Genomic DNA, 23,758 nt, shown 5'->3' on the forward strand with positions numbered 1-23,758 from the left:
GTTCTCTCGACAGGCAGCGGGGTTCATGGGCAACGCGACGCGGGAAGCAGGCTTCGAACAGGCACTGGTCGGCCTGGCGCATGCCATCGGGCGGGCGCCGGACTGCCACGAGCACGTGTTGCGGGTGGTTTCGGAAACCGCTGCGTCCGCGCTGGACGTCGACCGGGTCAACGTGTGGCGCGTGGACGAGAGCGCCGGCGTGCTGCGCTGCATCCACGGCTTCGACCGGCGCCAGGCCCGGCACGAGCCCGCGCCCGGTGACCACCTCGACCTGGCCGCGCCGTACGTCGCGTCGCTGCTGGGCTCGCGCGTGGTGCATGCCGAGGATGTCGGCGATGCGCAACATGCGGACAACTGCCTCGGTCGCTACCTGCGCCGGTACGGCGTGGTCGCCACCATGGATGCGCCGATCCGGACGGCCGACGGCGTGGTCGGCGTCATCTGCCACGAGATGGTGGAAGGGTCGCGCGCATGGACACCGTCCGAGCGCGCATTCGCGGCCAGCATCGGCGACCACCTCGCCCTCATCCACGAACGCGAGCGACGCACCGCCGCCCAGGCCAACATCAAGGCCACCGCCGAGCAGGACGCGACCACGCGCCTCCCCAACCGGTACTGCGTGATCGACTGGCTGCAGACGCTGGGTTCGACCACGCCCGGGGCCCTGTCGACGCTGTCGGTCATCCACCTGCAACTAAACCTGGCCGCCTGCGCGGGCGACGTCGAGGGCATCCTGCGCACGGCCAGCGACCGCTTGCGCCGTGCCGTGGGCGCCAACGGCCAGCTGGGGCGCATCGGCAACGAGGCATTCCTGCTGATACCGCGGCCCGGTCTGGAAGAGGCGGCGCTCGCTCCTCTTGCCCGCACATGCCTGGCGGCGATCGAAGAAGGCGATGCGCTGGACGTCGGCATGCGTTGCGAAGCGTCGGCGGGCATCGCGTTCGCGCGGGACCTGCACGTCTGGTCGCCCGAAACGCTGCTGCACCACGCAGAGCTTGCGAGCCGCCGTGCCCAGCGCCGCGAGGGTGCGCGCCTGGCGGTGTTCGATACCGGCCATGTCGCTTCGCTGCGCCTGTCGGCCGAGCGCGAGAACACGTTGCGCCAGGCATTCGCGCGCCAGGATTTCGAAGTCCACTTCCAGCCGGAGGTGGACCTAGAGACCGGCCGCTGCGTGTCCGCCGAAGCGCTCCTGCGCTGGCACAACGACGGACGCTGGGTGCCGGCCGCCGAGTTCATCGACGTGATCGAGGCCAGCGACCTCGTCATCCCGGTCGGGCGTTGGGTACTGGAACGCGCCTGCCAGCTCGCCTCGCGCTGGCCCGACCCGTCGTTGCGGGTCCGGGTGAACGTGTCGGCCCGCCAGTTCGATGACGCCGGCCTGGTCGAACACGTGGCCGGCGCACTGCAGCGCAGTCGCATCGCCCCTCAGCGGTTGTGCCTGGAGATCACCGAAACCGCAGTCATGGACACGGTGGGTGGCGCGGCGGCACTGGCGCGGTTGCGTGCATTGGGCGTCGGCCTGGCGATCGACGACTTCGGCACCGGGCATTCGTCGCTGGCCTACCTCAAGGCGCTGCCGATCGACACGATCAAGATCGACCGTTCGTTCGTACGGGCGCTGCCCGACGATCCGTTCGACCAGGCGATCCTCGAGGCCGTGGTGCACATGGCGCGGCGGCTCGGGCTGGAAGTGGTGGCCGAGGGCGTGGAGGACGAGCGCCAGCGCGCCGCGTTGCTGGCGCTGGGGGTCACGCGGGCACAGGGGTTCCTGTATTCGGCCGCGCTGCCGCCGGAGTCCTTCCCGGCGTTCCTGGAGGGGCGCGGACCGGCACCCGGAGCGGCATCGTTCCATCGCGCGGCGCACGCGGCCTTGACGCCGCCACGCACATGATCGCGCTCTTTGCCCGGCCGTACGCCCTGCTGTTCCAACTCACGACTTCGAGACCATGAGTACCGACGACACTGTGGCCGGCCCCTTGCTGGGACGGGAAAGGCGTTCGCCGCTGCGGGCGATGCTGGCGCTGTTCCGCAGCTCGTGGTCGCGCCTGGAGCCGGCCGATCGCCAGAAGCTGGTGAACCTGCAGGTGTCGGTCACCCAGCCCGCGATGGCGACGGTGATGCTGGGCGGCGCGGTACTGCTGGTACTGCTGGGCTGCCTGGAAGCGTTGGGGTGGGTGGCCGGCATCGGCTATCCGCCGGCGCTGTCGGTGGTGGTGGGCCTGGTGTTGGCATTCACGCCGCTGCTGGTCTGGTACCAGACGCGCTGGTACGTGCGGCTTGCCGTGCTGCTGGCCTACACGGCGGTACTGGGGGTCTTCTTGTCCGTCCCGATGCCGGGTGCGATCCCGCAACTGGCGTTCCGTACCGGCCTGTTCAACATGCTGCCGATCGCGATGCTCGCGCTGCTGGTGCGGCGTCGGGCGATGGCACTGTTCGTAGGCGTCGTGCTGCTGCTGAGCCTGGTGCGTGTCGAACTGCATGGCGCGCCCGCCTCGGGCCAGACCATGTACTGGCTGTACGTGTTCGCGACGCTGGGCTTCGGCTGGATGCTGCGCCGCTACCGGTCGGAGTTCGCCGCCCGCGCCTACCTGCAGAGCATGAACCTGTGGTGGCAGGCGCGGACCGACCCGCTGACTGGCCTGCTCAACCGCAGCGGGTGGGAGGCGGTCGCCGCGCAATCGCTGGGACGTGGTACCGGTGGCCGCGTGCGCACGCGGCCGGGGTGCCTGGTGTTCCTTGACATCGACCACTTCAAGCAGGTCAACGACACCCACGGCCACCAGGCCGGCGACGATGCATTGGCGGAGTTGGGCCGGATCATCCGCAGCCGCGAGGGCAAGGACTACATCGCCGCGCGCCTGGGTGGCGAGGAGTTCGTGGTGCTGGCGCGCACGGCGTCGTTGCAGGAAGCATGGCGATTCGCCGAGCGCGTACGCGCGGACTTCGCGCTGGCACAGGAGGCGCTGGGTTGCACGCTCAGCGGCGGCCTGGCCGAACGGCAACAGGGCGAAGACCTCTCGTCGATGCTGCGCCGCGCCGACGAGGCGCTGTACCGCGCCAAGAGCACCGGGCGGGACCGCCTGCTGGTGGCCGCACGCAGCGATGGCGTGCCGCACGACGCCTCGGCCTGAGTCCGTAGCCCCCGCACCGGACGGGTCCGGCTACCACGCCCCGGGCAGCACCTGCGTGCAGTCGGCATCGATCTTCAGGGTGGCCAGCGCATCGGCCCGCGTGACGCCACGCGTAAGGATGGCCAACGGCTTGCCGGCCTCGCGTGCAGCGCGGGCGAAGCGGTAACCGGAGTACACCATCAGCGACGAGCCCACGACCAGCATCGCGTCGGCGTCCGCAAGCGCCGCGGCGGCGCGCGCAACGCGCTCGCGCGGGACGTTCTCGCCGAAGAAGACGACATCTGGCTTCAGCATGCCGTCGCAGTCGCCGCATGGCGCCACCCGGAAGCCGGCGACCTCGTCGTCGTCCAGGTCGGCATCGCCGTCGGGTGCATGCGCGGCCACGCGGTCGCCCCAGCCCGGGTTGAGCTGCACGAGTTCGTCCTGCAGCGCGGCGCGCGGCATGCGCCGGCTGCACTGGAGACACACGACCTCGCCGATCCGGCCGTGCAGGTCGATGACATCCCGGCTGCCGGCCCGCTGGTGCAGTCCGTCGACATTCTGCGTGACCAGCGCCATGATACGCCCGGCGTGGCCCGCGTCGGCGATGGCCAGGTGCGCGGCGTTCGGACGTGCGCGCTCCACCATCGGCCAGCCCACGACACTGCGTGCCCAGTGGCGCGTGCGCATGGCGGCGTCACCGGTGAATGACTGGTAGGTGATCGGCGCACGACGTTTCCATGCGCCATCGGCATCGCGGTAGTCGGGGATGCCCGATCCGGTGCTGCAGCCCGCACCCGTCAATACGAACACGCGCCGGTGCGCCGCGAGCCAGTCGCGCAGGCGCGCGGTGGCTTCGACGACGTCGACGGACACGGTCAACCGCGTGTGCGGCGGGTGGTCGCCGCGCGGGTGGGCTTGGCGGGATCGGGCGTGCGTGGTGAAGCGGCCTTGGTGGCCCGTTTGCCAGCGCCGGCCACCTTCTTCGCGGCGGCCTTCTTGATTGGCGAGCGGGACGCCGCCGTCCGCGTGGCCGGGCGCGTGCGTGCCTTTGGTACGGCCTCCACACCGTGCCGGCGCAGCTCGGCCGTCAGCGCATCGACCCGGCGGCTCAGGTCGGCCAGGTCGTTGCGGTCGGGCACGCCCAGGCGCACCAGGGTGCGGTGCACGCGGTCTTCGAACCCTTTCTCGAACCGGTCCCAGGTCTCGCTGGCGCGCTCACGCGCGGTATCGACCGTGCTCTCGACGTTGCGGCGCGCGGCTTCGGCCTGCACGCCTGCGACACGGCGCGCCTGCTGTTCCAGCCCGAGCCCGTCCCTGACCAGGCCCTCGAACAGACGCGTGCCTTCCGCCTGTGCGCGATTGAATGCGCCCAGGCCGGCCAGCCAGATCTGCTGCGCCGACTCGCTCAGCGAGCGCGAAAGTTGCTCGGCCTGCGAGGCCGGGCTGTCCGCGTCCGGCGTGGCGCCGGCGGCGGGACGACGTGCGGATGTCTTGCGGGTGCTTCGCGTGGCCATGGGACCTCCGGAATCGGGGTGGCACTGAACCTTCCGACCGCGGGCTAGAGCTTTCACACCAGCGCCGGCTTTCAAACCATCGCCCGACGACGCGCGAGGGGCGAAAGGCGCATCAGCCGAAGCGTTCGCCCAGCACGCGGTGGATCTCGCTCTCGATCGGACCCTTCATCGCGCTGAGCAGGAAGCCCAGCTGCGCGGTGACGTGCAACTCCTGCGGTGCCAGCGCGATGCGACCGTCGACGCCGCTGCGGCTGAAGTTGAGGATGTCGCCCTGCCAGGTGCACGTCACGCCGAAACGCTCGACGAGTTTGTCGGCCACTTCCTGCACCGCCACGCGGGCCTGTGCGGGAGGCAGTGAGTGGGCATGGCGGATGTCGATGCTGGACATGGGGCGGACCGCGAGGGGTGGGGGGCCATTGTGCGGCCGCGGGCGCAGCGCTCCAAGCCCGAACGAAGTCCGCGTGACGGCGCGCAGCCCCGTGCTAGATTGCGCCGGCGTGAACGACCTTCGACTGCGACGCCCCGACCGAGACCTGTCCGACCTGGTGCTGACACCGGGCGTGCATGCCGTGGGCCGCGATGGCCGCGGTGAGATGGCGCTGGTGGGCATCGGCCAACCGATGCTCGCGCAGTTCTGTATCGACCGTCGCGGCATCTGGATGCAGCTCGCCGAGGGCGTGCGTGGCGTCCACGTCAATGGCCGGCCCGTCCGTCGCATGGCCATGCTGCGGCCGGGCGATGCGGTGTTCGTGGAAGGCGTCGAACTGGTGCTGGTGGGCCCGGCTCCGGATGCCGCGCCTGCACAGGACGAGCCGGCGACGGAGGAGTCACGGCTGGTGCTTCGCGCCGTGGGCGGGCCATTGCACGGCCGCTGCCATCCGCTGGAGGACGTGGTCACCATCGGCCGCGCGCGTGACTGCGACGTGCGGATGGATGAGCCGGCGCTTGCCGAGCGCCATGCACGGCTGGTGCCGTGCGAGGGCGGTGCGGTGCTGCGCGACCTCGGTTCGGAGCAGGGCAGCCAAGTCAACGGCCATCCCGTGCGCCACGCGCTGCTACGGGCCGGCGACCAGCTGGCGATCGACGGGTACCGCTTCGTGCTGGAGGCCCCGCGTGCGCCGGGCCGGACGCAGGCGAGTGTCGATATCGCCGACGAGGCGGCAGGGCCGGAGCCCGATGCCGCGACGCCTGAGCGCCTGCTCGATTCGGCCCGCCGACTCCCGTGGTTGCTGCTGGCGGCGTTGCTGCTGTCGGGCGCTTTGAGCCTGCTGCTGCTCTACGGCACTCGCTGAGCGCGAGCCGCCGCCGGCGACGCGGCCGCCGTGCGTCGACGCTGCCACGCACGCATCGCACGCCAGCCCAGCAGGACGGCAAGGATCGCCGCATACAGCAGCGGTTCGCGGATGTCCGACTTCACGATCCACCAGAAGTGCAGCACCGCCAGCGCCGCGATGGCGTACACGAGCTTATGCAGTTGCCCCCAACGCCGACCCAGCCGGCGGATGGCCGCCTGGGTGGAGGTCACGGCCAGCGGCACCAGCAGCAGCCACGCGGCGAAACCGACGGTGATGTAGGGGCGCTTGACGATCTCCTCGAACACCAGCGCCCAGTAGCCGCGCAGGTCGAGCACCAGGTAGGCGGCCAGGTGCAGCGTCGCGTAGAAGAACGCGTACAGGCCCAGCATCCGCCTGAAGCGCAGCAGCTGCGGCTGGCCGGTCCACTGGCGCAGTGGCGAGACCGCCAATGTGATCAACAGGAGCCGGAGGGCCCAGGTGCCGAGCCGGTGTTCGATCTCCGCGACGGGGTCCGCACCCAACCCGCCGCTGCCGGTCAGCCATTCCTGCCGGATCTGCCACGCCAGGATCGCGGCGGGCGTCAGTGCCAGCGCATGCACCACCGCCTTCGCGGCGACCATCGCCGTGGAGGTCTTGCGCTTCGGTGCCCCCGCCATCAGCGCACCGCCCGCATCAGAACCATTGGCGCAGGTCCATGCCGGCATAGAGGCCCGCCACCTGGTCCGCGTACCCGTTGAACAGGCGCGTCGGAATGCGGTCGGCGAAGAGCTTGCTTCCGGTGCCGGCGATGCGCCGCTCGGTCTTCTGGCTCCAGCGCGGGTGGTCGACGTTGGGGTTCACGTTGGAGAAGAAGCCGTACTCGCTCGGCTGCAGGTCGTTCCAGGCCGTGCGTGGACGCTTCTCGACGAAATCGATGGCGACGATCGACTTGATGCTCTTGAACCCGTATTTCCACGGCACCACCAGGCGCAGCGGCGCGCCGTTCTGTTGCGGCAGCGGCTTGCCGTAGAGCCCGGTGGCGAGGAATGCCAGCGGATGCATCGCCTCGTCGATGCGCAGGCCCTCGCGGTACGGCCAGTTGATCGAGCGGTAGGCGATGCCGGGCATCTGCTTGCGGTCCGCCAGCGTGGTGAAGGCCACGAACTTCGCCTTGGACGTCGGCGCGAAGCGCTTGAGCACATCCGCCAGCGGCACGCCCAGCCACGGGATCACCATCGACCAGCCTTCCACGCAGCGCAGGCGGTAGATGCGCTCGGTCGGCGTGATGCCCTTGAGCAGGTCTGCCAGCGACACCGTGCCCGGCTTCTCGCATTCGCCACCCACCGCGACGGACCACGGTGAGGTCTGCAGGGTCTTGGCCGCGCGCGACGGGTCGGACTTGCCGGTGCCGAATTCGTAGAAGTTGTTGTAGGTGGTGACGTCCTGGTAGCTCGTCTTGACCTCGTCGGTCACGAAGCCGGCGCGCGCCTGCTCGGGGCTGATGCGGACATTGGACGCGGGCGGGGGTGGGGCGGACTCGGCGCATCCGGCCAACGAGAGGGCCGGCGCGGCGGCCATGGCGGCCAGCAGTCGCCGGCGGTCGCGGTACACGGCCTCGTCGGTGATCTCGGCGGCGGGGATGCGCAATGCATCGCGCAAGGACATGGGCGTCTCCCTGACTGCAGTGGCGATAGCGGTGGCGTCCTCCATTAGACGGACGCGGCGGTGAAAAGGATGCACGTGCCGACGCGCGATGCAGGGACGTGGCGTGCGTGCTGCGCTGCGGCATACTCTGGGACCCCAATCCAGCCGGAGCGTTCCATGTCGCGCGCCTTCAACTTCAGTGCCGGTCCCGCCACCCTGCCGCAGGCCGTCCTGGAACAGGCCCAGGCCGAGATGCTCGACTGGCACGGCGTCGGGGCCTCCATCGTCGAACTCAGCCACCGCGGCCCGGAGTTCATGCAGGTGGCCGCCGAAGCCGAGGCCGACCTGCGGACGCTGATGTCGATCCCGGACGACTACGCGGTGCTGTTCCTGCAGGGCGGGGCGACGATGCAGCAGGCGCTGCTGGCGCTCAACTTCGCCGAACCGGGGCAGGCTGCCGACTACGTCGTGACCGGCCACTGGGGCAAGACCGCGCTCAAGCAGGTGAATCACTATGTGCAGGCCCACGTCGCGGCCAGCGGCGAAGCCGGCGGCTTCCGCGACATCCCGCCGCGAGCGGACTGGACGCTGACGCCCGGCGCGGCCTACGTGCACGTCACCGCCAACGAGACCATCCACGGCGTGGAGTTCCGCGAACTCCCCGACGTCGGCGATGTTCCGCTGTTCGCCGACTTCAGTTCGTCCATCGTGTCCGAGCCGCTGGACGTCTCGCGCTTCGGCGTGATCTACGCCGGTGCGCAGAAGAACCTGGGCCCGGTGGGCGTGAGCGTCGTGATCGTGCGCCGCGACCTGCTCGAGCGCGCCGGCCAGCCGCGCGCCGACATCCTGGACTACCGCAGCCACGTCAAGGGCGAGTCCATGCTCAACACGCCGCCGACGTGGAACTGGTACCTGGCGGGCCTGGTCTTCAAGTGGATGCTGGCCGAGGGCGGCGTGGAGGAATTCGCCGCGCGCAATGCCCGCAAGTCCGCGCTGCTCTACCGCACGATCGACGGGTCGGACGGCTTCTACCGCAACGAGGTCGCACCGGCCGTGCGCTCGCGGATGAACGTGCCGTTCTTCCTGCGCGACGAGGCGCTGGACAAGCCGTTCCTGGCCGAGGCCAAGGACGCGGGGTTGATCTCGCTCAAGGGTCACCGCGCCTTGGGTGGCATGCGTGCGTCGATCTACAACGCGATGCCTGAGGCGGGCGTGGAGGCGTTGGCTGCGTTCATGCGCGACTTCCAGCAGCGCCATGGCTGAGCGGGACCCGTCACCCGCCATGTGCTGTCGTTCGACGCCGCCCCGGGCCGTGTCGTGAGCGCGGCCGACCAGCGCGCCTGGCGTGCCATGCCGGGTGGTCCGCTGCAGGGCGAGGTCCGTGTGCCCGGCGACAAGTCGGTCTCGCACCGGGCGGTGATGCTGGGTGCGCTGGCCGAGGGCACCACGCACATCCATGGCTTCCTGGAAGGCGAGGACACCCGTGCCACGGCGCGTGCGTTCGAGCGCATGGGCGTGCGCATCGAGGCGCCGGGTGATGCCGAGCGCGTCGTGCAAGGCGTTGGCCTGCACGGCCTGCAGGGTGCCGGCACGATCGACTGCGGCAACGCCGGCACGGGCATGCGGCTCCTGGCGGGTGTGCTCGCCGGCCAGGCATTCGACAGCGTGCTGACCGGCGATACGTCGCTGTCGGCGCGGCCGATGGCGCGAGTAATCGAGCCATTGCAGCGCATGGGTGCGCGCATCGAGAGCAGCGATGGCGGTCGTCCACCCCTGCACGTGCATGGCGGGCAGGCGCTGCGGGGGATCGACTATGCGCTCCCCGTCGCCAGCGCGCAGGTCAAGTCCGCGTTGCTGCTGGCGGGCCTCTATGCAAACGGCACGACCACCGTGCGCGAGCCGCACCCGACGCGCGACTACAGCGAGCGGATGCTGGAGGCCTTCGGCTATCCGGTCCGGTTCGAGCCGGGCTATGCGTCGCTCGACGGCGGCCACAGCCTGCGCGCGACCGAGGTGTATGTGCCGGCGGATTTTTCATCGGCGGCGTTCTTCATCGTCGCTGCGACGGTGGTGCCCGGCTCCGAACTTCGCCTGCCGGCGGTCGGGATGAACCCCCGCCGCATCGGCCTGCTGCACGTCCTGCGCGCGATGGGTGCCGACATCGTCGAACACGACCCGCGCACCTCCGGTGGCGAGCCCGTCGCCGATCTGCTCGTGCGCTACGCACCACTACGCGGCATCGAGGTGCCCGAGGCCTGGGTGCCGGACATGATCGACGAGTTCCCGGCGCTGTTCGTCGCCGCCGCTGCGGCGCGGGGGCGCACGGTGGTGCGGGGCGCGTCGGAACTGCGCGTCAAGGAGTCCGACCGCATCGCCGCCATGGCCCAGGGCCTGCGCGCGCTCGGTGTGTCGGTGGACGAGGCGCCCGACGGCGCAGCGATCGAGGGCGGCCGCATCCAGGGAGGACGCATCGACAGCCGCGGCGATCACCGCATCGCGATGAGCTTTGCCGTCGCGGCGCAGCTGGCCGACGGCGAGGTCGAGATCGATGACGTCGTGAACGTCGCGACGTCGTTTCCAGGATTCGTCGATCTCGCCGCTGGTGCCGGTTTCGGCCTGCGTGAGGTCAGCCCGGCGGCCTGAAGTCGATCGGGATTTCCAGCGTCGATGCGACATCGTCGCCATCGCGTCGTGCGGGCCGGAACCGCCAGCGTGACACGGCGTCCAACGCGGCGCGGTCGAGCAGTTCCGAGCCGCTGCTGCGCGCCACCGAGATGCCGCCCGGCGTGCCGTCCACGGCTACCGGCACCTTCAGCAGCACCTGGCCGCTTTCGCCACGCCGCACGGCCTCCAGGGGAAACTGGGGCGGGATGGCCGACGCAGGAATGGGTTCGGCCGGCGCGTTGGCCGGGCGACCGCTGGCCGGTGGTGTACCGGTCGACGTCGCGCTCTCGTCGATCACCACGGGTGCGGCCTCGGGCGCCGAACGGGTAACGGACTGATCGGTTTCCGGTCCGGCAGGCCTGATGCCGTCGTCCGTGGATCGCAGCGCCCACACTGCGGCGGCCACGATCAATGCCATCACCACCAGCCACAACAGGCTGCGGGGTGAACCCGTGTTTCGCGCGTTGCGATCAGGTGACACCATCGCTTGCTCCAATACGGACGGCCGGGCCGGTCGCCACTACCGTTGCGGCTTGAACTCGATCGGCACCAGCACGCTGCCCACCGTCGGGCGGCCCTCGAGTTGGGCGGGGCGGAACTGCCAGCGGTTGACCGCCGAGACCGCGGCGCGGTCGAGCGTGCGCGAGCCGCTGCTGCGGGCCACCGAGACCGACGTGGGCACGCCATCGGGCCCGACTTCGGCACGCACCACCACGGTGCCGCTTTCGCCGCGGCGTAGCGCGAGGGCAGGGTAGGACGGCGGTGGCATCCGGCCTTCGATGGGTTCGGGCCGCGAGCCCGATGCCAGGGGCACGCCGGCGGGCGTGGTCGGTGCGACCGGCGCAGGCGGCGGTTCGGGCGGTGGCGGCGGTGGCGTCTCGACCAACTGCGGCTGCTCATCGGGCTCGGGCGGCCGCCGGCGTTCGTCGTCCATGCCGCTGGCTTCGCGCTCGCCGGCCGGCAAGGGGGCAGGCAGAGGGTCGTAGTCGGCGCGCGATGCGGTGGGCGGCGTAGCGTCGTCCGGCAGCGCGGCATCGTCGCCGGGCCGGATCAGCAGGAACAGCAGCAGCCCGGCGACGAACGCGCCCGCCACCCACAGCCACGCGCGGCGTCCGGGCGTCCAGTCGGACAGTTGGAAGGAGCGGCGCGGCGGAGCGGATGGAACGCGGGGCATCGGACACCCTGGGCGGACGACGGGGCCCGCATTCTGGCACGGGTCGGCAAGGCGGGCGGTTGCGGGCGATAATCGCCGGCCCGACCACGCGATGCCCGGCCCCGACATGCTTGATCCCACCCTGCTGCGCCAGAACCCCGCCGAACTCGCCGCCCGCCTCAAGCAGTCGCGCGGCTTCGACCTGGACCCGGCGCGGCTGGAGTCGCTGGAGGTCGAGCGCAAGCAGATCCAGGTGCGCACTCAGGAGTTGCAGGCCACCCGCAACGCGCGCTCCAAGGCGATCGGGCAGGCCAAGGCCAAGGGCGAGGACGTGGCGCCGTTGCTGGCCGAAGTTGCCGGGCTGGGCGATGAACTCAAGGCCAGCGAGGCGCGGCTGGAAGCGATCAAGGCCGAACTCGATGCCATCGCGCTGGGCCTGCCCAACCTGCCGCAGGACGACGTGCCGCACGGCACGGACGAGAACGACAACGTCGAACAGCATCGCTGGGGCACGCCGCGCGAGTTCGACTTCCCGGTCAAGGACCACGTCGAGCTGGGCGCGCGCGACGGCATGCTGGACGGCGACACCGCTGCCAAATTGAGCGGCGCGCGCTTCACCGTGTTGCGCGGCGGCATCGCGCGTCTGCACCGTGCGCTGGCGCAGTTCATGCTGGACCTGCACACCGGCGAGCACGGCTACGAAGAGACGAGCGTCCCGGTCATCGTCAATGCCGACAGCATGCAGGGCACCGGCCAGCTGCCGAAGTTCGAGGACGACCTGTTCGCCACCGAGCTGGGCGAAAGCCGGCGCTACCTGATCCCGACCAGCGAAGTGCCACTGACCAACATCGTCCGCGACACCATCGTCGAGGACGCCGGGCTGCCGCTGCGCATGACCGCGCATTCGATGTGCTTCCGCGCCGAGGCCGGCAGCCACGGGCGCGACACCCGCGGCATGATCCGACAACACCAGTTCGAAAAGGTCGAGCTTGTGTCGATCGCGCGGCCCGGCGAAAGCAACGGCGAGCACGAGCGCATGACCCGGTGTGCCGAAGTCGTGCTGGAGAAGCTCGGCCTGCCGTACCGCCGCGTGCTGCTGTGCACCGGCGACATGGGCTTCGCCGCTGCCCGCACCTACGACCTGGAAGTCTGGCTGCCGTCGCAGGGCACGTACCGGGAGATCTCTTCGTGCTCGAACTGCGAGGCCTTCCAGGCCCGCCGCATGCAGGCGCGCTGGCGCAACCCGGAGACGGGCAAGCCCGAGCTGATGCACACGCTCAACGGCTCGGGCGTCGCCGTGGGCCGCGCGCTGATCGCGGTGATGGAGAACTACCAGAACGCTGACGGTTCGATCACCGTGCCGGACGCGCTGCGGCCGTACATGGGCGGGGTCGAGCGGGTCGGCTGATACACAGGCATTACGGGCGGTCGTTACGCCGCCTCTCAGACCGGCTCCGGGATCGACGCATGCGCCGCGGCCAGTGCCTCGGCACGATGCTCTGGCGAGTACGCCACGCCTTCGGCGCGGACGAACGTCACCTCGTCGATGCCGAGAAAGCCGAACACCTGCCGCAGGTACGGTTCCTGGAAGTCGCTTGGCGCGCCGGTGTGCAATCCGCCGCGGCCGCTGGCGATGATGACCTGCTTGCCGCCCGCCAGTCCCTGCGCACCGTCGGCGGTGTAGCGGAACGTCTTGCCCGCCACCGCGATGCGGTCGATCCAGGCCTTGAGCGTGGAGGGGACGGAGAAGTTGTACATGGGCGCGCCGATCACGATGACGTCGGCAGCGAGGAACTCCTCCAGCGTGCGCGCGGCCGCCGCGACCTCGTCCGCATCCGCGCCGGACAGGCCACGCCCGGTGACGTGCGGAACCGGGTCGAGGTCGAGGTCCCGATAGCTGATGCGCAGGTCGGGCAGGGCGTCGCGCCAGCGCGCGACGATTGCGGCCGACAGTTCACGGGTCACGGAGTTGCCGCCCAGGGCGCTGGAGTCGATGTGGAGGAGGTGCATGGCTGGGGTCCGTCAGGGGCGGTCGCGCCGCCGGTGCCCCCAATCTGGGCCGTTGCCTCAGTGGGATAAACCTGTTCAAATGTGATCCACTGTTCTGATAGTGGAACTTCGCCATGCACGACCTCAACGACCTCTACTACTTCGCCATGGTGGTCGAGCACTCCGGTTTCGCTGCCGCCGAGCGCGCGCTGGGCATCCCCAAGTCGCGCCTGAGCCGCCGCATCAGCCAGCTGGAAACCGACCTGGGCGTGCGCCTGCTGCAGCGGTCGACCCGCCGCTTCGCGGTGACCGAAGTCGGCAACAGCGTGTACCGGCATGCGCAGTCGATGCTGGCCGAGGCGCAGGCCGCGCGCGAGGTGGTCGACCGCCTCAGTGCCGAGCCGCGCGGCGTGATCCGCGTCAGCGTGCCGGTCGGGATGGCACAACAGCAGATGCCGCAGTTGCTGCCGGAGTTCCTGGCGCGTTACCCGCAGGTACGCGTGCAGTTGCAGGTCAGCAACCGCCGCGTCGACATCATCAACGAAGGCATCGATGTGGCGCTGCGCGTGCGCGCCAAGCTGGACGATGACGGCAGCCTGGTAATGCGCAGCTTCGGCCAGGTGCAGGAACTGCTGGTCGCCAGTCCCGATTACCTGCGCAAACAGGGCCGGCCGACCCGTCCGGACGACCTCGAAGACCACGTCACCCTCAGCATGAGCGAGGACGATGCGCGCCAGCGCTGGGAGTTGCATGGCCCGGCCGGCGAGGTGCGGCGCGTGGACCTGAAGCCGCGCGTGATGGGATTCGACTTTCCGATGCTGATGGCGCTGGCCAAGCAGGGCGTCGGCATCACGCTACTGCCGGAAACGGTGTGCTCCGACGCCGTGCGCGCGGGTGAACTGGAAGTGGTGCTGCCGCAATGGCGCCTGCCGCAGGGCATCTTCCATGCGGTATTCGCCTCCCGGCGCGGCATGTTGCCGGCGGTGCGGGTGTTCATCGACTTCCTCGCCGAGCGCGTGCCTGGCCTGGTGGAAACCGCGCGCCTGTCGTGCCGGGACATCAAGGGCGGGCCCTGCAGCGAGCATGAGCAGCAGGCCTTCGCGCAGGCAGCGATGCCCGCGCCGTCCCGTGCCGCACCAGCCGTGGCCGTGTCAAAATGACGCCCCGCGCGCCTCGCGCCGCGGGTTGAGCGCAGTGATCGGATTGAAAGCAGTGTTTCGGAGAGATGGCCGAGCGGTTTAAGGCACCGGTCTTGAAAACCGGCGAAGGGTCAAACCTTCCGTGGGTTCGAATCCCACTCTCTCCGCCATCCGGTACGCACGCACCCGGTACGCACGCGGCACGCCTGCGTTCGATCAGCGGGTCGACGCCTTCAGGAGGTTCGACGCCGCGGCCTGGATGCGTTGCATGGTGGACGTACCCGCCACGAGATGCGTCGACGCGACCGTGCGCATGACGTCCAGCCGGGCTCGCACGTAATCGCGGTGGCCGGCGGCGTCGATGAGGATGTTGTCGCTGTAGAGCTCGAATGCGGACCAGAACTCATCGGTGCCGACCGACCGGTGTGCCATGCCGGGTACGCGGTTTTCCAGAATGTCGAGTCGCGTACGCAACTGGTTGAGGGTGGCCATCGACGGAGTATGCGCCGCGATGCGTTCGCTGCCGATGAAGTGCTGTCGAGGCGCTCACGGCATCCGCCGGGTTGCGCCACGCGTCCCCGGCGTTTAGCCTGCAGCCCGCGCCAGGACGGCGCCAAGGGGAAAGGGATGACCATTCGCGTCTTCATCGTGGACGACCACGCGCTCGTGCGCGCCGGCATGTCCATGATCCTGTCGTCGACCGACGACATCGAGGTGATCGGCGAGGCCGACACCGGCGAGCAGGCACTGCCATTGATCCGCGCACTGGCGCCGGACGTGGTGCTGTGCGACTTGAACCTGCCCGGCATCAGCGGGTTGGAAGTGACCGAACGCATTACCGGCGGCAACCGCGCCACCCGCGTGGTGATCGTGTCGGTGCTGGAGGACGGCCCGATGCCGCGGCGCCTGCTGGAGGCCGGGGCGTCGGGCTACGTAGGCAAGGGCGGCGATGCGGAGGAGCTGCTGAACGCGGTGCGCGAAGTGCATCTCGGCCGCCGCTACCTGGCCAGCGCCGTGGCTCAGAACCTCGCCCTCCATAGTATCGACGGGCATGGCAATCCCTTCGATGCACTCTCGCCGCGGGAAACCGAGGTTGCGATGCTGCTGGTGCGCGGCTTGCGCCAGGAGGAAATCGCGCGTCGCCTGTGCCTGAGCGCGAAAACCGTAAACACGCACAAGGCGCGGCTGTTCGAGAAGCTGCGCATCCGGGACGCAATCACGCTGGCGCGCCTGGCAGGGCGCCACGGATTGGTCGAATCGGTCGACTCGATGTAGCGCGTGCCGCCGCCCTCGCGGCTACGGGCGCGAACCCTGCTAAAAGAGAGAGGGCCGCATTGCGCGGCCCTCTCTTTTCGTGCGCGGTGCGGACGCGGGTCAGGCGTGGCGCTCCTCCGGCTTACCGGTTTCGCCTTCGACCGCTGCGGTTTCTGCCTTTGGCTGCACCTGCGGGGCGGCAACGGTTTCTTCGCCATCCGCCGCCGGGTCCGTCGCGGTATTGGTGTCCGCGTGCGGGGCGTCGAACAGGCCGCCGGTACGCGGCAGCGCATCCGGAGCAGGCGTCGCACGCTCGGTCGGCGCTGCAGTGGCCGGCAAGCGGTCCTCGTGCGCTGCATCCGCACCCGAGGCAGCCGCGGCGGCTGCGGTGGCAGCACGCGGCGCGTCGGGCTTCGCCACGGACGCCGGCGCCGATTCCACCTCGGGCTCGTCCGCCGGTACCGATGTCGATTCCGGTGAAGTGGACAGTGCCTGTGCAGCGACGGCGGCCGGCTCCGACACGTCAGTTTTGACCGGTGCCTGCGGCTGCGTGTCCGTCACCGGCTGCCTGGCAGCAGACGGGGTCGGGGCCTCGGGCGTCGATGCGTCCTGCTTCATCGACGTGTCGACGTTGTCGCCGGCATCGGCATGGCCACCGACCGCGGCGGCCGCGGCAACGGCCGGCGCCACCGGGGCTGCAGCGTCAGCTGCGGCGGCCTGGGGTGCCTGCGGTGCCGGACGACGCGCAGGCGCCGGGGTGGGTGCCGCGTCGTCCTCGAAGTCGAACTCCGGCTGCGGCCGCTGGGCGTCACCCGTGGGGCGCTCTTCGATGGCGGCATGGTCGTCTTCGTCGCCCGACAGCACGTCATTGCCGGTGCCGTCCTGGCCGTTCTCACCGCTGGCGGCATCGCCTCCACGACGGCGACGACGACCACCACGACGGCCGCGACGGCGGCGTCCGGTGCCTTCGCCGGCGCCGGCGTCGGTGCCATCGCCCGGCTGGGCGGCGGCGTCCGCACTCGCTTGCGTCTTCTTTTCGTCAGCACTCGTGGGCGCGCTGTCCTGCGCGGAGGCCACGGCCACAGCGGCGGTCGCGGCTGCGGGCACGGAAACTGCCGGCTTTGGCGCCTCGCTGGGCGTCTCCTGCGCGTGCGCCGCGGTACGGCTCACTTCGGCCGGCGTCTCCTCGGACTTGCCGCGTCCGCCCTTGCGGCCCTGGCGCGGTTCCTGGCGGCCGTCCTGCTTGGCTTCGCGCTTGGGCTCGTTGCGCGGCTGCTTCGGCTCGTTCTTCGGCTGGGCCTTCTGCTTCTGGCGGTTGCCGCCGGCTTCGCCCTGCTTGTTGCCGCGACCTTCGCTGCGACGGCCATCGCGGCCATCGCGTGTGCCTGACTTGCCGCTGCGGCCGTCACGTCGCTGGCCGTTGCCGCGCTCATCGCGTTCTTCGCGGCGTGCTTCACGGGCCGGCTTTTCGCGGGTCTCGGTGGCGGCGGCCGGGCCGCGGAAGAAGCGCAGGATGCGCTCGACCACGCCGCCCGAATGCGTCGGCGCGACCACGACCGGTGCCGGCGCGGGGGCGACCGGCGCGGCCTGCACTTCGCGCGACTCGCGCAGCGGGGCAGGGTGGGCCGGCTTGACGTTGGTCACCGCCGGCGCGGCCGGGATGTTGAGGTGGGCCTTGGTCAGCGCATGCGTCGGCAGCTTGCGCGGCGTGCCGCGGTGGTAGCTGGGCTTGGTGGTTTCCTCGCCCAGTTCGTTCTCGCGGATGCGGGTGACCTCGAAGTGCGGCGTCTGCAGCTGGTCGTCGGCGACGATCACGATCGGCGCGTCGTGGCGCTGCTCGATCTCGCTCAGTGCGCGGCGCTTCTCGTTGAGCAGGTAGGTGGCGATCTCGATCGGCGCCTGCACCAGCACCTGGCCGGTGTTGTCCTTCATCGCGTGCTCTTCGGCCAGTCGCAGGATCGACAGCGACAACGACTCGACGCTGCGCATCCGGCCGTGGCCCTCGCAGCGCGGGCAGACGATCTGGCTGGACTCGCCCAAGCTCGGGCGCAGGCGCTGGCGGCTCATTTCCAGCAGGCCGAAGCGCGAGATGCGGCCGACCTGCACGCGCGCGCGGTCCTGCTTGAGGGCCTGCTGCAGCCGGTTCTCCACGTCGCGCTGGTGGCGGTTGGAGGACATGTCGATGAAGTCGATCACCACCAGTCCGCCCAGGTCGCGCAGGCGCATCTGGCGTGCGACCTCCTCGGCCGCTTCCAGGTTGGTGTTGAACGCGGTCTCCTCGATGTCGCTGCCCTTGGTGGCTCGCGCGGAGTTCACGTCGATCGCGGTCAGCGCCTCGGTCTGGTCGATCACCAGCGCGCCGCCCGATGGCAGGCGCACTTCGCGCTCGTACGCGCTCTCGATCTGCGACTCGATCTGGAAGCGGTTGAACAGCGGGGTGTCGTCCGTGTAGTGCTTGAGCTTGCGCATGTTGTGCGGCATGACCTGCTCGACGAACTCGCGCGCCTCGGCGTACATCTCGTCGGTGTCGACCAGGATCTCGCCGATGTCCGGGCGCATGTAGTCGCGCAGGGCGCGGATGATCAGGCGCGACTCCTGGTACAGCAGGAACGGCGCGGGCTTGCTGAGCGCGGCGTCGGTGATCGCCTTCCAGACGCTGACGAGGTAGTCCAGGTCCCACTGCAGCTCCTCGGCATCGCGGCCGACGCCGGCGGTGCGGATGATCACGCCCATGTCGTCGGGGATGGTAAGCGCGTCCATCGCCTTCTTCAGCTCGGCGCGGTCGTCCCCCTCGATGCGGCGCGAGACGCCGCCGGCGGTCGGGGAGTTGGGCATCAGCACCATGTAGCGGCCGGCCAGCGAGATGAACGTGGTCAGGGCCGCGCCCTTGTTGCCGCGCTCTTCCTTGTCGACCTGAACGACCACTTCCTGGCCTTCGCGCAGCAGTTCCTTCAGGCCGGCCTTGTTGTGGTCGACCCCGGCCTGGAAGTAATCGCGGGAGATTTCCTTCAGCGGCAGGAAGCCGTGGCGGTCGGCGCCGTACTCGACGAACGCGGCCTCGAGCGACGGCTCGAGGCGGGTGATCTTGCCCTTGTAGATGTTGGACTTCTTCTGTTCCTTCGACGGCTGTTCGATATCGATGTCGTACAGGTTCTGGCCGTCGACGATCGCGACGCGCAGCTCTTCGGCCTGCGTCGCATTGATCAACATACGCTTCATTGTTGCGTCCTCGCGCGCTCTACCGCGCGGAACGCCCTGGCGTTTCGCTCTCTGGGAACTCAAGTCCGGTCGGCTCGACCCCGTGGCCTGGGCCGCGGGTCTCAACCCGGGGCGTTCCACCCGCGGGGCGGTGCGGATTCAACTGCGTCCGCACGCGCCGACTGGACCTCAACTTCCAGCGCTACGACACCACGGCGGACCGCGGGAGCGCTTCTCTTGTTTGCTTGAAACCGGTTCGGGGGCCGGCGACGCACGCGTCGCTCGGGGTAATCCGCGGGCCACATCCGGCGCCAGAAGGCAGCCACCGGGGCGTCACGCGGGGGTGTTCATCGCAGGCGGGTTGGACCCGCCGGACGAGGGTCGGTTCCGCCGGACCGTCGCTGCTAACATGGCTGCCCCCGGGGCAGTGGTCAGGCACGGTACGGAAACGCAGGACGGGGCTTTCGGCCCCTTCCCGGAACGGGGGCGTGACATGCACGCGCCGTAGCCGGCAACTTCCTGCGAAATCAAAACCTTATCTCGCGTCGCGAGTGTATCAGATAACCCTTTGCGAATGACCGATTCAGCTTCCCCGGGTGCCCGTGGCGGCGCCCGCACCGTGCGGGTGCCCGACGACCGCGATGGCCAGCGCCTGGACAACTTCCTGCTCGGGCAGCTGAAAGGCGCGCCGCGGTCGCTCGTCTACAAGCTGGTGCGCTCGGGGCAGGTCCGTGTGAACGGGGGGCGCGCCAAGGCCGAGCGCAAGCTCGCCGGCGGCGACGAGGTCCGCATTCCGCCGGTGCGTCTCAGCGAGCCGGGCGACACGGTCGCGCCGCCGAAGGGGTTCTTGGACGCGATGGAGGCCTCCATCGTCTTCGAGGACGTGCGGCTGCTGGCCCTCAACAAGCCCTCCGGGGTGGCCAGCCACGGCGGCAGCGGGATCAGCTTCGGTGCGATCGAAACCCTGCGGGCGCTGCGGCCGAACCAGTCGCTGGAGCTGGTCCACCGCCTCGACCGTGATACCTCCGGCCTGCTGCTGGTCGCCAAGAAGCGCTCGGCGCTGACCGAACTGCAGGCGCTGATGCGCGAGGAGTCCGGCACCGGTGGCGCCATCCGCAAGCGGTACCTGGCGCTGCTGACAGGCCGCATGCCCGATGGCGTGATGAGCGTGGACGCGCCGCTGCACATCGGCCTGCGCCAGGGCGGGGAGCGCCACGTTCAGGTGGTCGACCCCTCCAGCCCGGCCGGCAAGGCCTCGCTGAGCCACTTCAAGCTGCTCGAGCGCAGGGGCGGGCAGTCCTGGTGCGAGGTGCGGATCGAAACCGGGCGCACTCACCAGATCCGCGTGCATGCCCAGCACGTCGGCCACCCGGTGGCCGGGGACGCGAAATACGGCGATGCCGAGGCGAACCGGCGGCTGCGCGAACAGGTCGGGCTGAAACGCCTGTTCCTGCATGCGTCCACGCTGGAGTTCGCACTGGACGATGGCCATACGCCGTACCTGCTCAATGCGCCCCTGGTGCCGGAGCTGGTCGACGTGCTCGACCGGCTCCAGGGCTGAGGTCAGAGCTCGCTGTCGCGACGCTCCTCGTCGAGCGCGAAGCAGCGGTCCGGCCGCATGGTCGGCGGCTTGAACGTAACCGGCACCTGCAGATCCGACGAGATCGGCTGTCCGGCGCGGGTGGCCGCGCGGAACTGCCACGCCTTGACGCCCTCGACCGCAGCGGCATCCAGCTCCGGCTGGCCGCTGCTCTGCTTGACGCGGACGTTGGTCGGCCGGCCTTCGGGGCCAACCGTCACGGCCAGCACGGTCTGGCCGCCCACGTCGTCGCAGGCCAGCGCTTCGGGGTAGGCGGGTGGCGGGGTGTCGACGGCCATCAGCTCGGTGGGCGGTTCCGCGGGCGGTGCGTCCGGCGCCGGGGTGCAGGCGGCGATCGCCATGCAGGCCAGCGCGGTGAGGGGGGCTCGAAGCTTCATGCGGCGCTCCTCCAGGAGATGGGACAGGTCAGTCGGCGAGGGCGGCGGCCTTCGCCGCGCAGATGAAGTCGTTTTCGCTCAGGCCGCCGACGTCGTGGGTCGAATAGCGCACGACGCAGCGGTCGTAGTGCACGCCGAGGTCGGGGTGGTGGTCCTCGCGATGGGCGACGTAGGCCAGCGCGTTCACGAAGGCCATGGTCCGGTGGTAGTCATCAAATGTGAAGGTGCGGCTCAGCGCGTGGCCGCCCTCGGTCACCTCCCAGCCCGGCACCTCCGGCATCAGTTCGCGGACGCGCGCTTCGGTCAGGCGGTGTTCGCTGCCGCGCCGCGGCACGCAGTGGGCCTGGGCCAAGGGGACGAGATCGGACATGGGGCACCTCGGTTGCGGAACGATGAACCGCGCGCATCCATGACGGTGGCGCGGTGCGGCCAACGCCAGAGCATGCCGCGGACCCCGTTAGAATAGCGGGATGATCCAGATTTCCGAATCCGCACAGACCCATTTCCGCCGCCTGCTGGACCGCGAGGCCCTGCCGGGCCTGGGCGTGAAGTTGTCCGCGGTCCATGCCGGCACCCCGCGCGCGGACGTGCGCCTGGAGTTCGCCGAGCCGGCCGAACTGGCCGGCGACGAGTGGGCCATCGACTGCGAAGGCTTCACACTGTGGCTGGAATCGGCCAGCGTGAAGTGGCTGGACGGCGCGGAGATCGACTACGAAACCCGCGACACCGGCGGCCAGCTGCAGATCCGCGCGCCGCGCATCAAGGGCCACGAGCCGGAAGCCGGCGCATCGCTGGTGGAACGCGTGCGGTGGGTGGTGGACAACGAGATCAACCCTCAGCTCGCCCAGCACCGCGGCCACGTCGCCGTGCAGGAAGTGACGGCCGATGGCGTGGTGCTGCTGCGCTTCGGCGGCGGTTGCCATGGATGTGGCATGGCCGATGTCACGCTGAAGCAGGGCATCGAAAAGACGCTGCTGGAGAAGGTGCCCGGCGTGACGGCGGTGCGCGACGCGACCGACCACGAAACGGGGACGGCGCCCTACATCAGCCGCGACAGCGCGGCCTGACCGGGGCGGATGTATTCCGCCACCGAACTGATCGAAGCGGTGCAGCGGCGGCTGCGCCTGGTGCAGCGTCGCGGCCACCCCCCGGGTGAGTTCCCGCCGGGCTGGAAGGCATGGCTGTCCGAGGCCGCGCTTCGCCCGGGGCGCGTGACGGGTGCAACGGCCGACGCGATGGTCGGCGTGCTGGTGGCGCGGCCGCTGGCGCAGCCGCCGCGGCGCGTGGCGGACCTCACGCGCTGGCAGGCCTTCTCGTCGGTATGGCGTCAGCAGTGGCAGGCCCCGGAACCCGAGCAGCGCGGCCTGCGATGGCTGGCGACGGGCGGATCCGCCGTCGTCCACATCGCGCTGGCGATCTTCATGCTGTGGCTGCTGTTCGCACCGCCGCGGTTCGACGCGCCTCCGGCCGCCGGCGAGCTGGTCGTGCAGGTCGACTACGTAGGCGAGGGCACGCCGGTCGAGGTCGGTGGCCCGGCGGGCGAAGTGGCGCCTGTGGTCGCGACCGAAGCTCCCGCGCCGTCTACCCAATCCCCGACGAATGCACTGGCCGAGGCCGAGCGCGATGCCGTCCCTGCAGACCCCACCGAACCGTCGCCGCCGCGCGCCCCGCGCATCGCCGACGTGGCGGCGCCGCCCGCGCCGCCGCTCGACGTGCCGGTGCCGGAGGTGGCGCAGCGTGATGTCCCGACGCCGTCACCGCCGGCCGACCAGCCGATTGCCGTCAGCGAGGTGGTGCCGGACACGCCGACCGTCGAATTCGTGCTGCCGCCCACCAGGCGCACGCCACAACCGCGCATCGAGTCGCCCGAGCTCGACACGCGGGTGCCGGAGATCGCGGTGCGCGAGGTGCCCGTGCCGCTGCAGGCGCGCATGCCGGCACCGCGCGAGTTGCCGGAGGGCGAGCTGGCGTCCCCCGACCTGCCGATGCGCACGCCCGATGTCGGCCAACGCAACGTGCCGACGCCCATCCGGCCACGCGCGCTGCCGCAGGTGGCCGTGCCGACGCCGGCGGCGCCCGGCCTGCGAACGGACACGCCAGACGTTCGCGAACGCAGTATTCCGATGCCTGCCGCGCGCCCCGTGCCTGCCGACACCGTTGCCGATACGGACGACGGCGAAGCGACGACACCGGCACCTTCGCCCTCGACATCACCGGCGACCGCGCGCCCGGCGACGGGTACGCCGTCGACCCTTGCAGGGCAGGGGCCGCGACCCGATCCCGCGCCCGGCGCCTGGCCGTCGCCTCGCCGTGGCGACGACCTGGGGGCTGCCAACCAGGCTCAGCCCGGCGGCCAGCGCGGGCGTCCGGGGCAGCCGCCCGGCCTCTACGACAGCGAAGGTCGCGTGCGTCTGGCCGAACCCTCCGGCTCGGCCTCGCCGAACCGGCCGCCCGGCGCCATCACCGAAGAGATCGCCGACCTCGACCGCGCGGGCACCTGGCTGCGGCGTCCGCCCACCGACTACGAACCGACCGTGTTCGACAAGTACTGGCGGCCGAGCGAAACGCTGCTGGAGGAGTGGGTGCGCAAGGGTTACAAGGAAGTGGCGATCCCGATCCCCGGCACCAACAAGCGGATCATCTGCGGCATCGCGTTCCTTGCGCTGGGCGGCGGCTGTGGCATCTCCGACCCCAACCTCAACGAGCAGCCCGCCACCGCGCGTCCGCCGCCGGACATCCCGTTCAAGCCGCACCTGCAGGAAGGCGACCCGGCGCGGCCGCCGGGCGGTTGAAGTGGCGCCCGCCCGCATGGCCGGGAATCGAAGCACCTGTCGTAAGC

General features: G+C 70.4%; 23 protein-coding genes and 1 tRNA gene. 12 read left to right on the plus strand and 12 right to left on the minus strand.

What is annotated here, in order from left to right; all coding sequences use genetic code 11:
- Positions 1–25: 25 nt before the first annotated feature.
- Both K6753_RS10450 and K6753_RS10455 read left to right on the plus strand, forming a co-directional pair.
- Positions 26–1,891, plus strand: a complete 1,866-nt coding sequence (locus K6753_RS10450; RefSeq protein WP_223676380.1) for a putative bifunctional diguanylate cyclase/phosphodiesterase — start codon at positions 26–28, stop codon at positions 1,889–1,891.
- Positions 1,892–1,946: 55 nt separating this feature from the next.
- On the plus strand, positions 1,947–3,131 hold the full coding sequence (locus K6753_RS10455; protein WP_223676381.1) for a GGDEF domain-containing protein: 1,185 nt from the start codon (positions 1,947–1,949) through the stop codon (positions 3,129–3,131).
- Between the two features lie 30 nt (positions 3,132–3,161).
- Here K6753_RS10455 and K6753_RS10460 read toward each other — a convergent pair whose 3' ends face one another.
- From K6753_RS10460 to K6753_RS10470, 3 genes are all read right to left on the minus strand, one after another.
- Positions 3,162–3,986: an NAD-dependent protein deacetylase gene (locus K6753_RS10460; RefSeq protein WP_223676382.1), complete on the minus strand. Its 825-nt coding sequence runs from the start codon at positions 3,984–3,986 to the stop codon at positions 3,162–3,164.
- Positions 3,987–3,988: 2 nt separating this feature from the next.
- Positions 3,989–4,627 (minus strand): phasin family protein, encoded by a 639-nt coding sequence (locus K6753_RS10465; RefSeq protein ID WP_223676383.1) that lies wholly within the window; start codon positions 4,625–4,627, stop codon positions 3,989–3,991.
- Positions 4,628–4,739: 112 nt separating this feature from the next.
- A complete protein-coding gene (locus tag K6753_RS10470) occupies positions 4,740–5,015 on the minus strand; it encodes a polyhydroxyalkanoic acid system family protein (protein ID WP_223676384.1) in 276 nt (91 codons plus the stop codon).
- Positions 5,016–5,124: 109 nt separating this feature from the next.
- On the opposite strand from K6753_RS10470, the gene K6753_RS10475 reads away from it, so the two are divergent.
- Positions 5,125–5,919: an FHA domain-containing protein gene (locus K6753_RS10475; RefSeq protein WP_223676385.1), complete on the plus strand. Its 795-nt coding sequence runs from the start codon at positions 5,125–5,127 to the stop codon at positions 5,917–5,919.
- Here the strand turns inward: K6753_RS10475 and msrQ are convergent.
- Together msrQ and msrP are read right to left on the minus strand one after the other, a co-directional pair.
- Positions 5,904–6,578, minus strand: coding sequence for a protein-methionine-sulfoxide reductase heme-binding subunit MsrQ (msrQ, locus tag K6753_RS10480; protein ID WP_223676386.1), 675 nt, complete (start codon positions 6,576–6,578; stop codon positions 5,904–5,906). The genes K6753_RS10475 and msrQ overlap by 16 nt on opposite strands.
- A gap of 16 nt (positions 6,579–6,594) precedes the next feature.
- Positions 6,595–7,566: a protein-methionine-sulfoxide reductase catalytic subunit MsrP gene (msrP, locus tag K6753_RS10485; protein WP_223676387.1), complete on the minus strand. Its 972-nt coding sequence runs from the start codon at positions 7,564–7,566 to the stop codon at positions 6,595–6,597.
- Positions 7,567–7,722: 156 nt separating this feature from the next.
- Here msrP and serC point away from each other — a divergent pair, with 156 nt between their 5' ends.
- Positions 7,723–8,808 (plus strand): 3-phosphoserine/phosphohydroxythreonine transaminase, encoded by a 1,086-nt coding sequence (gene serC / locus K6753_RS10490; protein ID WP_223676388.1) that lies wholly within the window; start codon positions 7,723–7,725, stop codon positions 8,806–8,808.
- An 87-nt stretch (positions 8,809–8,895) separates the two neighbouring features.
- The gene (aroA, locus tag K6753_RS10495; RefSeq protein WP_223676486.1) at positions 8,896–10,188 is read left to right on the plus strand and encodes a 3-phosphoshikimate 1-carboxyvinyltransferase; all 1,293 of its coding nucleotides are present in this window, start codon (positions 8,896–8,898) and stop codon (positions 10,186–10,188) included.
- Here aroA and K6753_RS10500 read toward each other — a convergent pair.
- Together K6753_RS10500 and K6753_RS10505 are read right to left on the minus strand one after the other, a co-directional pair.
- Positions 10,172–10,693: an energy transducer TonB gene (locus K6753_RS10500; protein WP_223676389.1), complete on the minus strand. Its 522-nt coding sequence runs from the start codon at positions 10,691–10,693 to the stop codon at positions 10,172–10,174. The genes aroA and K6753_RS10500 overlap by 17 nt on opposite strands.
- A gap of 36 nt (positions 10,694–10,729) precedes the next feature.
- A complete protein-coding gene (locus K6753_RS10505; RefSeq protein ID WP_223676390.1) occupies positions 10,730–11,383 on the minus strand; it encodes an energy transducer TonB in 654 nt (217 codons plus the stop codon).
- Positions 11,384–11,489: 106 nt separating this feature from the next.
- On the opposite strand from K6753_RS10505, the gene serS reads away from it, so the two are divergent.
- The gene (gene serS, locus K6753_RS10510) at positions 11,490–12,770 is read left to right on the plus strand and encodes a serine--tRNA ligase (protein WP_223676391.1); all 1,281 of its coding nucleotides are present in this window, start codon (positions 11,490–11,492) and stop codon (positions 12,768–12,770) included.
- Positions 12,771–12,805: 35 nt separating this feature from the next.
- Here serS and K6753_RS10515 read toward each other — a convergent pair whose 3' ends face one another.
- Positions 12,806–13,372 (minus strand): FMN-dependent NADH-azoreductase, encoded by a 567-nt coding sequence (locus K6753_RS10515; protein WP_223676392.1) that lies wholly within the window; start codon positions 13,370–13,372, stop codon positions 12,806–12,808.
- Between the two features lie 113 nt (positions 13,373–13,485).
- On the opposite strand from K6753_RS10515, the gene K6753_RS10520 reads away from it, so the two are divergent.
- Together K6753_RS10520 and K6753_RS10525 are read left to right on the plus strand one after the other, a co-directional pair.
- On the plus strand, positions 13,486–14,511 hold the full coding sequence (locus tag K6753_RS10520; protein ID WP_223676393.1) for a LysR family transcriptional regulator: 1,026 nt from the start codon (positions 13,486–13,488) through the stop codon (positions 14,509–14,511).
- 59 nt (positions 14,512–14,570) lie between these two features.
- Positions 14,571–14,660 (plus strand) — tRNA-Ser (locus tag K6753_RS10525).
- A gap of 46 nt (positions 14,661–14,706) precedes the next feature.
- Here the strand turns inward: K6753_RS10525 and K6753_RS10530 are convergent.
- Positions 14,707–14,982: a hypothetical protein gene (locus K6753_RS10530; protein ID WP_223676394.1), complete on the minus strand. Its 276-nt coding sequence runs from the start codon at positions 14,980–14,982 to the stop codon at positions 14,707–14,709.
- A gap of 135 nt (positions 14,983–15,117) precedes the next feature.
- Between K6753_RS10530 and K6753_RS10535 the strand changes: the two genes are divergently transcribed.
- The gene (locus K6753_RS10535) at positions 15,118–15,765 is read left to right on the plus strand and encodes a response regulator (protein ID WP_223676395.1); all 648 of its coding nucleotides are present in this window, start codon (positions 15,118–15,120) and stop codon (positions 15,763–15,765) included.
- Positions 15,766–15,864: 99 nt separating this feature from the next.
- Here K6753_RS10535 and K6753_RS10540 read toward each other — a convergent pair whose 3' ends face one another.
- Positions 15,865–18,954 (minus strand): Rne/Rng family ribonuclease, encoded by a 3,090-nt coding sequence (locus K6753_RS10540; RefSeq protein ID WP_425492116.1) that lies wholly within the window; start codon positions 18,952–18,954, stop codon positions 15,865–15,867.
- Between the two features lie 562 nt (positions 18,955–19,516).
- Here K6753_RS10540 and K6753_RS10545 point away from each other — a divergent pair.
- A complete protein-coding gene (locus K6753_RS10545) occupies positions 19,517–20,503 on the plus strand; it encodes an RluA family pseudouridine synthase (protein WP_223676397.1) in 987 nt (328 codons plus the stop codon).
- A 2-nt stretch (positions 20,504–20,505) separates the two neighbouring features.
- On the opposite strand, the gene K6753_RS10550 is transcribed toward K6753_RS10545, so the two are convergent.
- Together K6753_RS10550 and K6753_RS10555 are read right to left on the minus strand one after the other, a co-directional pair.
- Entirely contained in the window at positions 20,506–20,919 is a 414-nt protein-coding gene (locus K6753_RS10550; RefSeq protein WP_425492108.1) for an energy transducer TonB, read from the minus strand.
- 28 nt (positions 20,920–20,947) lie between these two features.
- Complete coding sequence (locus tag K6753_RS10555) at positions 20,948–21,289, minus strand: 4a-hydroxytetrahydrobiopterin dehydratase (RefSeq protein WP_223676398.1); 342 nt, start codon at positions 21,287–21,289, stop codon at positions 20,948–20,950.
- Between the two features lie 100 nt (positions 21,290–21,389).
- Here K6753_RS10555 and K6753_RS10560 point away from each other — a divergent pair, with 100 nt between their 5' ends.
- Both K6753_RS10560 and K6753_RS10565 read left to right on the plus strand, forming a co-directional pair.
- Positions 21,390–21,986 carry an NfuA family Fe-S biogenesis protein gene (locus K6753_RS10560; RefSeq protein ID WP_223676399.1) on the plus strand — a complete coding sequence of 199 codons (597 nt, stop codon included), beginning with the start codon at positions 21,390–21,392 and terminating at the stop codon, positions 21,984–21,986.
- A 9-nt stretch (positions 21,987–21,995) separates the two neighbouring features.
- Positions 21,996–23,711: a hypothetical protein gene (locus tag K6753_RS10565; RefSeq protein ID WP_223676400.1), complete on the plus strand. Its 1,716-nt coding sequence runs from the start codon at positions 21,996–21,998 to the stop codon at positions 23,709–23,711.
- Positions 23,712–23,758: the final 47 nt, after the last annotated feature.

This window comes from Novilysobacter selenitireducens, from assembly GCF_020026895.1.
GTDB classification, from domain to species: Bacteria; Pseudomonadota; Gammaproteobacteria; order Xanthomonadales; family Xanthomonadaceae; genus Lysobacter_C; species Lysobacter_C selenitireducens.